We start from the raw sequence: 12466 nt of genomic DNA, 5'->3' as shown, positions 1-12466 counted from the left end.
AGGGGTCTCCCACCCGCGCGACGGTGATCCTACTTGCCGACAGTCACGCATACGCCCGGTAGGGTGGCCCGCGCAGTATGCGCATCCGCGAATCCGAGGCGGCGGACCGCGCAATCGCTTCGCCAACCAGGGGGGTCACACAGGTGAGTACGGCCGCAACGACGGGCTTCTGCAGGGTCACCGTCGTGGCTCCCGACAGCCGCATCGACGTCGCCCTCCCCGAGGACATCGCCGTCGCCGACGTCTACCCCGAACTGCTGCGCCTCACCGGCCAGACCCAGCCCGTCGGCGCTCCGACCGGCTTCCACCTGGTCCGCCGCGACGGCACCGTCCTCGACGGCGCCCGCACCCTCGCCGCCCAGCAGGTCCTCGACGGCGAGGTGCTGAGCCTGCGCCCCTTCGCCGAGTCCCTGCCGCCCGCGGTCTTCGACGACGTCTCCGACGCCGTCGCCTCCGCCGTGGTGCGCGACCGGCACCGCTGGAGCGACGACATGCTGCGCGGCGCGGGCCTGGCCGGAGCCGCCCTGCTCTTCGTCCTGCTCGGCTTCGTCCTCTGGTACGCCGACCCGCTCCGCCACGACATGCACGGCCTGCCCGGGATCATCGCCGGCGCGGCCGGGCTGCTGCTGGCCGCCGCGGCGGGCGTCCGCGCCCGGGTCTACCGCGACCGCGGCTCCGCCGTCGCCCTCGGCCTCGCCGGCCTCCCGCACCTGCTGATCGCAGGGTCCGGCATCATCGCCCCCGCCGCCGGGCACGGCCCCGGCCGGCTCCAGTTCCTGCTCGGCTGCATCTGCGTCCTCGTCGCCTCCGTGGCGCTGGTCGCGCTCACCCCGGACGGGGACGCACCCTTCGTCGCGGCCACCTTCGTCGCGGCCACCGGCACCCTGGCGACCTTCCTCGCGATCGTCACCGAGGCCTCCGCGACCGCCACGGCCGCCGTCTGCGCCCCCGCGGCCATCGGCCTCGTCGCCTTCCTGCCCGGCCTCTCCGCCCGCTTCGCCCGGCTGCCCATCGGCTACGCCGCCCCGCAGAGCGCCGTGGAGGACTACGAGACCCCGGACCGCTACGAGGCCGAGCCGTACGGTGACCCCTCCGGCTCCGAGCAGCCCGAGCCGGGCGCCCCGCTCGATGCCGAAGCCATCGCCGCCCAGGCCCGCCGCGGCCACGAGATGCTGCTCGGCCTGGTGGGCGGCTGCGCGGCGGTCGTCGTCGGCTGCGCCGCGGTCCTCGGCTTCTCCGACAACACCTGGGGGCGCCTGTTGGCCCTCGCCACCGGTCTGGCCATGCTGCTGCGCGCCCGCCTCTTCCGCTACACCTCCCAGGTCGTGTGCACCCTGGTCGCCGGCCTGTCGGCCGTCGCCCTGCTGATCCTGGGTCTGGCCCTGCACCCGCCGGCCGACCTCCTGCGGGAGCTCGTGCAGTACCACGACCGCGGCGGCCTGGACCTCCGTACGATCTGGCTGTCCGCCGCGGTGGCCGCCGGTGCGGCCCTGCTCGCCGGAATTGCGCTGGTCATCCCCCGCAAGGGTCTGTCACCCTTCTGGGGGCGACTGCTCGACCTCACCGAGGCAGCGGTGCTGCTCAGCCTGGTCCCGCTGGCCCTGGCCGTGCTCGACGTGTACGCCCGGGCCCGCTCGCTCACCAGCTGAGACGGGGCCGGGCGGCAGCCTGGTACGCTGTGTAACGGCCGTTTGTGTACGCGCCCCCGGAAGTCCTTCTGGAGGCTGCGCCCAGCGGACCCGCCTCCCGAGTTACGGAAGATCCCCAGAGAATTCGACCTGGGGCACTCGGTGGCCACGAAGACCCATGAGGAGTACGCGTGTCGCTCGACGCCGCTACGAAGAAGCAGATCATCGCTGAGTTTGGTGCCAAGGAGGGCGACACCGGCTCCCCCGAGGTCCAGGTCGCCATGCTCTCCAAGCGCATCACGGACCTGACCGAGCACCTCAAGACCCACAAGCACGACCACCACTCCCGTCGTGGTCTGCTGATCCTGGTCGGCCAGCGTCGCCGCCTGCTGCAGTACCTGGCCAAGAAGGACATCCAGCGCTTCCGTACGCTGGTCGAGCGCCTCGGCATCCGCCGCGGTGCGGCCGGCGTCAAGTAAAGACGCTGTGAAGGGAGCGGTTCCCACACTGAGGGGGCCGCTCCCTTTGCTGTACGTGCCGCTGTACGTGCGGGACGCACCGGACGCTTTGTAGTCTGGACGTACGCGCAAGTTCAGCACCACGTGCACAACTGAAGAGGAGGAGCGCCCTCCCAGGCCGCCGGTCCTCGGTAGTGGTACCCGGAAAGCCCACGGGCACCGAACCGGGTACTTCGATCGAAGACCGGCCCGCACCCAAGGAGCGCTTCTCCGCACCGTCCGCCGCCACACGGGCTGCGGACGGAGACGACGAAAATGGAGAAAACGCTAGTGGAGAACGAGACCCACTACGCCGAGGCCGTCATTGACAACGGTTCCTTCGGCACCCGCACCATCCGCTTCGAGACGGGCCGTCTGGCCCGCCAGGCCGCCGGCTCCGCCGTTGCCTACCTGGACGACGACACGATGGTGCTTTCCGCCACCACCGCGTCGAAGAAGCCCAAGGACCAGCTCGACTTCTTCCCCCTGACGGTGGACGTCGAGGAGCGCCAGTACGCGGCCGGCAAGATCCCCGGCTCCTTCTTCCGCCGCGAGGGCCGCCCCTCCGAGGACGCGATCCTCACCTGCCGCCTGATCGACCGCCCGCTGCGCCCGTCCTTCAAGAAGGGCCTGCGCAACGAGATCCAGGTCGTCGCCACCGTCATGGCGCTCAACCCGGACCACCTGTACGACGTCATCGCGATCAACGCCGCGTCCGCGTCCACCCAGCTGGCCGGCCTGCCCTTCTCCGGCCCGATCGGCGGCGTCCGCGTCGCGCTGATCCGCGGCCAGTGGGTGGCCTTCCCGACGCACACCGAGCTTGAGGACGCCGTCTTCGACATGGTCGTCGCGGGCCGCGTCCTGGAGGACGGCGACGTCGCGATCATGATGGTCGAGGCCGAGGCCACCGAGAAGACCGTCACCCTCGTCAAGGGCGGCGCCGAGGCGCCGACCGAGGAGATCGTCGCCGCCGGTCTGGAGGCCTCGAAGCCCTTCATCAAGGCCCTGTGCAAGGCCCAGTCGGACCTGGCCTCCAAGGCCGCCAAGCCCGAGGGCGAGTTCCCGGTCTTCCTGGACTACCAGGACGACGTCTACGAGGCCCTCGCCGCCGCGGTCAAGGGCGAGCTCGCCCAGGCGCTGACCATCCCCGGCAAGCAGGACCGCGAGGCGGAGCTCGACCGCGTCAAGGACCTCGCCGCCGAGAAGCTCCTCCCGGCCTTCGAGGGCCGCGAGAAGGAGATCTCCGCCGCCTACCGCAGCCTGACCAAGGCCCTGGTGCGCGAGCGCGTCATCAAGGACAAGGTCCGCATCGACGGCCGCGGGATCACGGACATCCGTACCCTCGCCGCCGAGGTCGAGGCCATCCCGCGCGTGCACGGCTCGGCGCTGTTCGAGCGTGGCGAGACCCAGATCCTGGGCGTCACCACCCTCAACATGCTCCGTATGGAGCAGCAGCTGGACACCCTTTCCCCGGTGACCCGCAAGCGCTACATGCACAACTACAACTTCCCGCCGTACTCCGTCGGCGAGACCGGCCGCGTGGGTTCGCCCAAGCGCCGCGAGATCGGCCACGGCGCCCTCGCCGAGCGCGCGATCCTCCCGGTCCTGCCGACCCGCGAGGAGTTCCCCTACGCGATCCGCCAGGTGTCCGAGGCCCTCGGCTCCAACGGTTCGACGTCCATGGGCTCGGTCTGCGCCTCGACCATGTCGCTGCTGAACGCCGGTGTGCCGCTGAAGGCCCCCGTCGCCGGTATCGCCATGGGCCTGATCTCCCAGGAGATCGACGGCAAGACCCACTACGTCGCCCTCACCGACATCCTCGGTGCGGAGGACGCCTTCGGCGACATGGACTTCAAGGTCGCCGGCACCAAGGAGTTCGTGACCGCCCTCCAGCTCGACACCAAGCTGGACGGCATCCCGGCCTCCGTCCTGGCCGCGGCCCTCAAGCAGGCCCGCGACGCCCGCCTCCACATCCTCGACGTGATGATGGAAGCGATCGACACGCCGGACGAGATGTCCCCCAACGCCCCGCGGATCATCACCGTCAAGATCCCCGTGGACAAGATCGGCGAGGTCATCGGCCCCAAGGGCAAGATGATCAACCAGATCCAGGAGGACACCGGCGCCGAGATCACGATCGAGGACGACGGCACCATCTACATCGGTGCCGCCGACGGCCCGGCCGCCGAGGCCGCCCGCGCCACGATCAACGGCATCGCCAACCCGACCATGCCGGAGGTCGGCGAGCGCTACCTGGGTACGGTCGTCAAGACCACCACCTTCGGTGCCTTCGTCTCCCTGCTCCCGGGCAAGGACGGCCTGCTGCACATCTCGCAGATCCGCAAGCTCGCCGGTGGCAAGCGCGTGGAGAACGTCGAGGACGTGCTCGCGGTCGGCACCAAGGTCCAGGTCGAGATCGCCGAGATCGACCAGCGCGGCAAGCTCTCCCTGATCCCCGTGATCGACGGCGAGGCCGCCGGTGACGACGCTGACAAGGACGACTCCGACAAGTGACGTCGCGTAGTTCCCGTGTGACGGCCCGCCCCTCCTCCGAGGGGCGGGCCGTCGCCCGTACCCAAACCCTCCTCAAGGGCGAGAACGGCATCGGCACCGTCCGGCGCACGGTCCTCCCCGGCGGACTGCGCATCGTCACCGAGACGCTGCCCTCCGTCCGCTCCGCCACCTTCGGCATCTGGGCGCACGTGGGCTCCCGCGACGAGACGCCCACGCTCAACGGTGCCACGCACTACCTGGAGCACCTCCTCTTCAAGGGCACCGCTCAGCGCAGCGCCCTCGACATCTCCTCCGCGATCGACGCGGTCGGCGGCGAGATGAACGCCTTCACGGCGAAGGAGTACACCTGCTACTACGCACGGGTGCTCGACACCGACCTGCCGCTGGCGATCGACGTCGTCTGCGACATGCTCACCGGCTCGCTGATCCGCGAGGAGGACGTCGACGCCGAGCGCGGCGTCATCCTCGAAGAGATCGCCATGACCGAGGACGACCCGGGCGACTGCGTGCACGACCTGTTCGCGCACACGATGTTCGGCGACACCCCGCTGGGCCGGCCCGTCCTCGGCACCGTCGACACGATCAACGCCCTCGGCGCCGACCGGATCCGCCGCTTCTACAAGAAGCACTACGACCCCACCCACCTGGTGGTGGCCGCGGCCGGCAACGTCGACCACAACAAGGTCGTACGCCAGGTGCGCGCGGCCTTCGAGAAGGCCGGTGCCCTCGGGCGCACCGACGCCGAGCCAATCGGCCCGCGCGCCGGCACCAAGCGCATCCGCACCTCCGGCAAGGTCGACCTGATCAGCCGCAAGACCGAGCAGGCCCACGTGGTGCTCGGCATGCCCGGCCTGGCCCGCACCGACGAGCGCCGCTGGGCGCTCGGCGTGCTGAACACCGCCCTCGGCGGCGGCATGTCCTCCCGCCTCTTCCAGGAGGTCCGGGAGAAGCGCGGCCTGGCCTACAGCGTGTACTCGTACACCTCGGGCTTCGCCGACACCGGCCTGTTCGGCGTGTACGCGGGCTGCCGGCCCAGCCAGGTCCACGACGTGCTCCGGATCTGCCGCGGCGAGCTCGACAAGGTCGTCTCGGAGGGGCTCACCGACGAGGAGATCAAGCGGGCCATCGGCCAGCTGTCCGGCTCCACCGTCCTCGGCCTGGAGGACACCGGCGCGATCATGAACCGCATCGGTAAGAGCGAGCTGTGCTGGGGCGACCAGATGTCGGTCGACGACATGCTGGCCCGGATCGCCGCCGTGACCCCGGACGACGTCCGCTCGGTCGCCCGGGACGTCCTGGCCCAGCGGCCGTCGCTCTCGGTGATCGGACCCCTGAAGGAGAAGCAGGCCGCCCGCCTCGACGAAGCGGTGGCCTGAGACCCGGACACCTCGGGGCCGGGCACCGGCCGCCGGCCGGTGCCCGGCCCGTACGACAGGAAGCGAAGGAAGCATGAGCAGCAAGCTGCGCGTAGCGGTTCTCGGTGCACAGGGCCGCATCGGCTCCGAGGCGGTCAAGGCCGTCGAGGCAGCCGAGGACATGGAGCTGGTGGCCGCCCTCGGCCGTGGCGACAAGCTGGAGAAGCTGGCCGAGACCGGCGCCCAGGTCGCCGTCGAGCTGACCACGCCCGCCTCGGTCATGGGCAACCTCGACTTCTGCATCCGCCACGGCATCCACGCCGTCGTCGGGACCACCGGCTGGACCGAGGAGCGCCTCGCCCAGCTGGACGCCTGGCTCGCCGGCTCCCCGGAGACCGGTGTGCTCATCGCCCCGAACTTCTCCATCGGCGCCGTCCTCACCATGAAGTTCGCCGCGCAGGCCGCCCGCTACTTCGAGTCCGTCGAGGTCGTGGAACTGCACCACCCCAACAAGGTCGACGCCCCCTCCGGCACGGCCACCCGTACGGCGCAGCTCATCGCGGCCGCCCGCGCCGAGGCCGGCTGCGCCCCGCAGCCCGACGCCACCGCCACCGCCCTCGACGGCGCTCGCGGCGCGGACGTCGACGGGGTCCCGGTGCACGCGATCCGCCTGCGCGGCCTGCTGGCCCACCAGGAGGTGCTGCTCGGCGGCGAGGGCGAGACCCTGACCATCCGTCACGACTCCCTTCACCACAGCAGCTTCATGCCGGGCATCCTCCTCGGAGCGCGCCGCGTGACGCAGACCCCGGGCCTGACCTTCGGCCTGGAACACTTCCTCGACCTCGGCTGATGAGCAGGCAGTAGCACCATGCGCGCGAAGATCACCTACTTCCTCACGGCCGCCGTCCTGGTCGTCTACTTCGTCCTGGTCGGCAGCCGGGGCCTGATGCTGCTCCGGCAGGGCACCTGGCTGACCGTCACCTTCGGCGTGGCGGTGCTGGTCCTGCCCGTCATCGGCGTCTGGTTCCTCTGGAAGAACACGCAGTTCGTGCGGAAGGCCAACCAGCTCGCGACCGAGCTGGAAGCCGAGGGTGGACTGCCGGTGGACGAGCTGGAACGGGACCAGTACGGCCGGATCCTGCGGGACTCCGCCGACGAGGTCTTCGCGCGCCGCAAGGCCGAGACGGAGGACGCGCCGGGAGACTGGCGCAGCTGGTTCCGCCTCGCCGTGGCCTACCACGACGCCCGCGACACCCCGCGGGCCCGCAAGGCCATGCAGCGGGCCATCGCCCTGCATGACAGGAAGCCCGTACAGGTCTGATCCCCGTACGGGCTTCCGGTCCTGGCCCGCCGCCTCAGGCGGGTACGGCCCGGTACTCCTCGGCCCAGGCCTCCACCGCGTCGGTGGCCCGCTCGAACGCCTCCGCACGGGCCAGGAAGTCGGCGTTGTGGTCGGTCAGCAGCACCGGCAGCTCGGCGCCGTCCCGCCCGGCCACCGTCAGGGCCTGGCCCTGTACGGTCCTCGGCAGGCCGAGCCAGCGCACCGGCTGCTGCGCGGTGCGGACCTCGGCGACCTCGCTCCAGGTGAGCGAGCGGGTCCTGAGGAAGCCGACCAGGCGCAGCCCCTTGGGGCTGACCCAGATCCCCGCCACCAGCAGCCGCAGCGCCGCCCCGATCACGCTGAGCGCGGCGACCAGGCAGACGATCGCCACCGCCCCGGCGCCCGCGAACGCGATGATCATCGTGGCGAGCAGCATGAAGGCGGCCAGCAGGAGCAGCAGCGCGGCGCCTGCGACCCGCCAGGGGCCGGGCCGGTAGGGCCGGCGCCAGCGGTCCTGGTCTGCATGGGCGAGGACCTCGTCGCCGTCCTCGTGCGCGTCGAACGCGCTGTCGGCCGTCATGAAGGGCAGGGGCACGGCGGGACCTCACTCACATGCACGTTCGGTTGGGCTGCCCGTGAGGCTACCGCCCCCGGGAGGCCTCCGACTGCTGCGACGTGGCGGGCGTCTGATGGGGCTGCAACGCCGGTACGCCGAAGAGCAGGGAGCCGACGAGCCCCGCCACCACGGTCAGCCCGACCAGGGTACGGGCGGCGAACTGCGTCTTGCTCAGACGCTCGCGCGGCGGCGGGGTGACGTTGCTGCGGAATCGGTCGGCCTCGGCGACAAAGGCGAACGGGACGGGTTCGCGCCGGCTGAACATGAGGGGACTCTCCTCGGGATCGGAGTGGCTGTACTCACAAGGACGTGCGAACTGCCCGCCAGGTGCCCCCGATCGGGAAATCGATGCGCGAGCTGCCCTGACGGGCGCCGTAGAGTGGGCGCGCCCCATGTGAGACGTTCGGAAGGACCCCCGGTGAGCGAGACCGCCGCTTCAGACCTGAAACCCAGCTTCCGCAGTGATGTGACGGTGGAGCTGGTGAAGCACTCCGCCGCCGACTCCGACGTGCTGTGGGCCGCCCGCGTCTCCACGGCGGGCGAGCAGTCGCTGGACGAGCTGCAGAAGGACCCGGAGCGCTCCAAGGGGCTCATCAACTACCTGATGCGCGACCGCCACGGCAGCCCCTTCGAGCACAACTCGATGACCTTCTTCATCAGCGCCCCGATCTTCGTGTTCCGCGAGTTCATGCGCCACCGCGTCGGCTGGTCGTACAACGAGGAATCGGGCCGCTACAGGGAGCTGGAGCCGGTCTTCTACGTCCCGGACGCCGAGCGCAAGCTCGTCCAGGAGGGCCGCCCGGGCAAGTACGTCTTCGTCGAGGGCACCGCGGCGCAGCAGGAGCTGACCGGCCGGGTCATGGAGGATTCGTACCGCCAGGCCTACGAGGCCTACCAGGAGATGCTGGCGGCGGGCGTGGCCCGGGAGGTGGCCCGTTCGGTCCTGCCCGTCGGCCTCTTCTCCTCGATGTACGCCACCTGCAACGCGCGCTCGCTCATGCACTTCCTCGGTCTGCGCACCCAGCACGAGCTCGCCAAGGTCCCGTCCTTCCCGCAGCGGGAGATCGAGATGGTCGGCGAGAAGATGGAGCAGCACTGGGCCTCGTTGATGCCGCTGACGTACGCGGCCTTCAACGCCAACGGGCGCGTGGCCCCGTAAGGCCCGGACGGCGTGTTCGTACGGATGTGCCGAGCCAGGTCCGAAGTGTCCGTATTGCCACGTTTCGTAAAGTTCATCTAGGCTGATCAAACGGACCCGGCACTGCTTGAACCCCCGAGCAGGCAGTGCCGGGCTCCACACTCCTCCCGGCCCACCGCCGGAGGCGCACCACCCTGTTGACGTCCCCCGAGGGGACACCGCGAGCATGGCAGCGAGTAGCGTGTTACCCATGGCTCCGATCTCGACTCCGCAGACCCCCTTCGGGCGGGTCCTCACCGCCATGATCACGCCCTTCACGGCTGATGGCGCACTCGACCTCGACGGCGCGCAGCAGCTCGCCGTCCACCTGGTGGACGCAGGCAACGACGGCCTGATCATCAACGGGACCACCGGCGAGTCCCCGACCACCACCGACGCGGAGAAAAACGACCTCGTACGAGCCGTCCTCGAAGCGGTCGGAGACCGTGCCCACGTCGTCGCCGGCATCGGCACCAACGACACCCGCCACACCCTGGAGCTCGCCCGCCAGGCCGAGCGCACCGGCGCCCACGGCCTCCTCGCGGTGACCCCGTACTACAGCAAGCCGCCGCAGGAAGGCCTCTACCGGCACTTCACGGCCATCGCGGACGCCACCGGGCTCCCGGTCATGCTGTACGACATCCCCGGCCGCAGCGGTGTCCCGATCAACACCGAGACCCTCGTCCGGCTGGCCGAGCACCCCCGTATCGTGGCCAACAAGGACGCCAAGGGCGACCTCGGCCGCGCCAGCTGGGCCATCGCCCAGAGCGGCCTGGCCTGGTACTCGGGCGACGACATGCTGAACCTGCCGCTGCTGTCGGTCGGCGCGGTCGGCTTCGTCTCCGTCGTGGGCCACGTGGTCAGCCCGGAGCTTCGCGCCATGCTCGAAGCGCACCTTGCCGGCGACGTACAGAAGGCCACGGAGATCCACCAGAAGCTGCTCCCCGTCTTCACCGGGATGTTCCGCACCCAGGGCGTGATCACCACGAAGGGCGCCCTGAACCTCCAGGGGCTGCCCGCGGGCCCGCTCCGGCTCCCGCTGGTCGAGCTGACCGACGAAGAGACGGCCCAGCTCAAGATCGATCTTGCCGCCGGCGGGGTACAGCTCTGACACCAGACTTCACAACTGAATAAGCAATACCCCACGAAAAGACACATGAAAGTGCACGAATGCATGCCCGCCACGTGCCTACGAGGAACGTGGCGTGCATGGTGAGGAGAGACTTTTGAGCCATCCGCATCCTGAACTCGGTCCGCCGCCGAAGCTCCCGAAGGGCGGCCTCCGCGTCACCCCCCTGGGTGGTCTCGGCGAGATCGGCCGCAACATGACCGTCTTCGAGTTCGACGGCCGGCTGCTGATCGTTGACTGCGGCGTCCTCTTCCCCGAGGAGGAGCAGCCGGGCATCGACCTGATCCTGCCGGACTTCACGTCCATCCGGGACCGGCTCGACGACATCGAGGGCATCGTCCTCACCCACGGTCACGAGGACCACATCGGCGCCGTCCCCTTCCTCCTGCGCGAGAAGCCGGACATCCCGCTCATCGGCTCCAAGCTGACGCTGGCCCTCATCGAGGCGAAGCTCCAGGAGCACCGGATCCGCCCCTACACCCTTGAGGTGAAGGAGGGCGACCGGGAGAGCCTCGGGATCTTCGACTGCGAGTTCATCGCGGTCAACCACTCCATCCCGGACGCGCTGGCCGTCGCCATCCGCACCCCCGCGGGCCTGGTCGTCGCCACCGGCGACTTCAAGATGGACCAGCTCCCGATGGACAACCGCCTCACCGACCTGCACGCCTTCGCGCGTCTGAGTGAGGAGGGCATCGACCTCCTCCTCTCGGACTCGACGAACGCCGAGGTCCCGGGCTTCGTCCCGCCGGAGCGCGACATCTCGGGTGTCATCCGCGGTGTCTTCGCGGGTGCCCAGAAGCGGATCATCGTGGCGAGCTTCGCCAGCCACGTCCACCGCATCCAGCAGGTCCTGGACGCCGCGCACGAGTACGGCCGCCGCGTCGCCTTCGTCGGCCGCTCGATGGTCCGCAACATGGGCATCGCCCGCGACCTGGGCTACCTGCGGGTCCCGGCCGGCCTCGTCGTCGACGTGAAGACCCTCGACGACCTGCCGGACGACGAGGTCGTGCTGGTCTGTACGGGTTCCCAGGGCGAGCCGATGGCGGCCCTGTCCCGGATGGCCAACCGCGACCACCAGATCCGGATCGTCCCCGGTGACACCGTGATCCTCGCGTCGTCGCTGATCCCGGGCAACGAGAACGCGGTCTACCGCGTGATCAACGGCCTGACCCGGTGGGGTGCGAACGTCGTCCACAAGGGCAACGCGAAGGTGCACGTCTCCGGCCACGCGTCCGCGGGCGAGCTGCTGTACTTCTACAACATCTGCAAGCCGCGGAACCTGATGCCGGTCCACGGCGAATGGCGCCACCTGCGGGCCAACGCCGAGCTCGGCGCCATGACGGGTGTCCCGAAGGACCGCATTGTCATCGCCGAGGACGGCGTGGTCGTCGACCTCGTCGACGGCAAGGCCCGGATCTCCGGCAAGGTCCAGGCCGGCTACGTGTACGTGGACGGCCTGTCGGTCGGCGATGTCACCGAGGTCCACCTGAAGGACCGCCGGATCCTCGGCGACGAGGGCATCGTCTCGGTGTTCGTCGTGGTGGACAGCACCACGGGCAAGGTCGTGAGCGGCCCGAATATCCAGGCCCGCGGCTCCGGCATCGAGGACTCGGCCTTCACGGCGGTCGTGCCCAAGATCGAGGAGGCCATCGCCCGCGCCGCGGCCGACGGCGTCGCCGAGCCGCACCAGATCCAGCAGCTCATCCGCCGCACGATGGGCAAGTGGGTCTCGGACGGCTACCGCCGCCGCCCGATGATCCTCCCGGTCGTCGTCGAGGTCTGACCCTCGCCGTAGCGCCGTCACCGGAGCGGGGCAACCGGATTTGCATCCGGGGCCCCGCTCCAGTACGTTTACGGCTCCACCTCGTACGACGCCCGTGCACATCCGTGTGCCCGGACGCGTCCCGCGAGGCGGGTGGTCATCACGACTCAGATCACCTGATAAAGTCTGATCCGCCCGAAAGGGAAAGGCCCTCCAACGGCCTCCGAATTCAAATCCAAGCCGGAAACGGCACGGAAATGATCTGGTAAGGTTGGAATCGCCGGAAAGGGAAAGCGCGAAAGCGAAGAACCTGGAAAGCGAGCGGGACTGACTCTGATAGAGTCGGAAACGCAAGAACGAAGGGAAGCGCCCGGAGGAAAACCCGCGAGGGTGAGTACGAAGGAAGCGTCCGTTCCTTGAGAACTCAACAGCGTGCCAAAAATCAACGCCAGAAGTTGATACCCCGT

Annotated in this window: 12 protein-coding genes; 9 read left to right on the top strand and 3 right to left on the bottom strand. The window is 69.8% G+C overall.

What is annotated here, in order from left to right:
* Positions 1–143 precede the first annotated feature (143 nt).
* The 6 genes from eccD to AC0666_RS32295 all read left to right on the top strand — a co-directional run bounded on the left by eccD (position 144) and on the right by AC0666_RS32295 (position 7315).
* Positions 144–1649 carry a type VII secretion integral membrane protein EccD gene (eccD, locus tag AC0666_RS32320; protein ID WP_468963484.1) on the top strand — a complete coding sequence of 502 codons (1506 nt, stop codon included), beginning with the start codon at positions 144–146 and terminating at the stop codon, positions 1647–1649.
* Positions 1650–1819: 170 nt separating this feature from the next.
* A complete protein-coding gene (gene rpsO / locus AC0666_RS32315) occupies positions 1820–2107 on the top strand; it encodes a 30S ribosomal protein S15 (RefSeq protein WP_030161433.1) in 288 nt (95 codons plus the stop codon).
* A gap of 309 nt (positions 2108–2416) precedes the next feature.
* Positions 2417–4639, top strand: coding sequence for a polyribonucleotide nucleotidyltransferase (locus AC0666_RS32310; protein ID WP_356847858.1), 2223 nt, complete (start codon positions 2417–2419; stop codon positions 4637–4639).
* On the top strand, positions 4636–6015 hold the full coding sequence (locus AC0666_RS32305) for a M16 family metallopeptidase (protein WP_468963485.1): 1380 nt from the start codon (positions 4636–4638) through the stop codon (positions 6013–6015). Before AC0666_RS32310 ends, AC0666_RS32305 begins: the two co-directional genes overlap by 4 nt.
* 73 nt (positions 6016–6088) lie before the next feature.
* A complete protein-coding gene (dapB, locus tag AC0666_RS32300; protein ID WP_468963486.1) occupies positions 6089–6844 on the top strand; it encodes a 4-hydroxy-tetrahydrodipicolinate reductase in 756 nt (251 codons plus the stop codon).
* 18 nt (positions 6845–6862) lie between these two features.
* The gene (locus AC0666_RS32295) at positions 6863–7315 is read left to right on the top strand and encodes a hypothetical protein (protein ID WP_468963487.1); all 453 of its coding nucleotides are present in this window, start codon (positions 6863–6865) and stop codon (positions 7313–7315) included.
* A 34-nt stretch (positions 7316–7349) separates the two neighbouring features.
* Here the strand turns inward: AC0666_RS32295 and AC0666_RS32290 are convergent, their stop codons facing one another.
* Together AC0666_RS32290 and AC0666_RS32285 are read right to left on the bottom strand one after the other, a co-directional pair.
* Positions 7350–7910, bottom strand: coding sequence for a PH domain-containing protein (locus AC0666_RS32290; RefSeq protein ID WP_468963488.1), 561 nt, complete (start codon positions 7908–7910; stop codon positions 7350–7352).
* 46 nt (positions 7911–7956) lie between these two features.
* On the bottom strand, positions 7957–8196 hold the full coding sequence (locus AC0666_RS32285; protein WP_468581114.1) for a hypothetical protein: 240 nt from the start codon (positions 8194–8196) through the stop codon (positions 7957–7959).
* 153 nt (positions 8197–8349) lie between these two features.
* On the opposite strand from AC0666_RS32285, the gene thyX reads away from it, so the two are divergent.
* The 3 genes from thyX (at position 8350) to AC0666_RS32270 (ending at position 12020) form a co-directional block, all read left to right on the top strand.
* Positions 8350–9090 (top strand): FAD-dependent thymidylate synthase, encoded by a 741-nt coding sequence (gene thyX / locus AC0666_RS32280; RefSeq protein WP_356847840.1) that lies wholly within the window; start codon positions 8350–8352, stop codon positions 9088–9090.
* 229 nt (positions 9091–9319) lie between these two features.
* Complete coding sequence (gene dapA, locus AC0666_RS32275; RefSeq protein WP_468963489.1) at positions 9320–10219, top strand: 4-hydroxy-tetrahydrodipicolinate synthase; 900 nt, start codon at positions 9320–9322, stop codon at positions 10217–10219.
* Positions 10220–10334: 115 nt separating this feature from the next.
* Complete coding sequence (locus AC0666_RS32270) at positions 10335–12020, top strand: ribonuclease J (protein WP_468581110.1); 1686 nt, start codon at positions 10335–10337, stop codon at positions 12018–12020.
* A 146-nt stretch (positions 12021–12166) separates the two neighbouring features.
* Here AC0666_RS32270 and AC0666_RS32265 read toward each other — a convergent pair.
* Positions 12167–12466: hypothetical protein (locus AC0666_RS32265; RefSeq protein WP_478708947.1), on the bottom strand; the 300-nt coding region annotated here is incomplete at its 5' end.

It is taken from the genome of Streptomyces sp. NPDC043680, assembly GCF_056436685.1.
The sequence above is the reverse complement of the archived record's forward strand: the minus strand, read 5'-3'. Positions and strand labels throughout refer to the sequence as shown.

Coding starts and splice junctions, on each gene's coding strand:
- dapB (WP_468963486.1), top strand. CDS start 6,089: ATGAGCAGCAAGCTGCGCGTAGCGGTTCTCGGTGCACAGGGCCGCATC.
- AC0666_RS32295 (WP_468963487.1), top strand. CDS start 6,863: ATGCGCGCGAAGATCACCTACTTCCTCACGGCCGCCGTCCTGGTCGTC.
- AC0666_RS32285 (WP_468581114.1), bottom strand. CDS start 8,196: ATGTTCAGCCGGCGCGAACCCGTCCCGTTCGCCTTTGTCGCCGAGGCC.
- dapA (WP_468963489.1), top strand. CDS start 9,320: ATGGCTCCGATCTCGACTCCGCAGACCCCCTTCGGGCGGGTCCTCACC.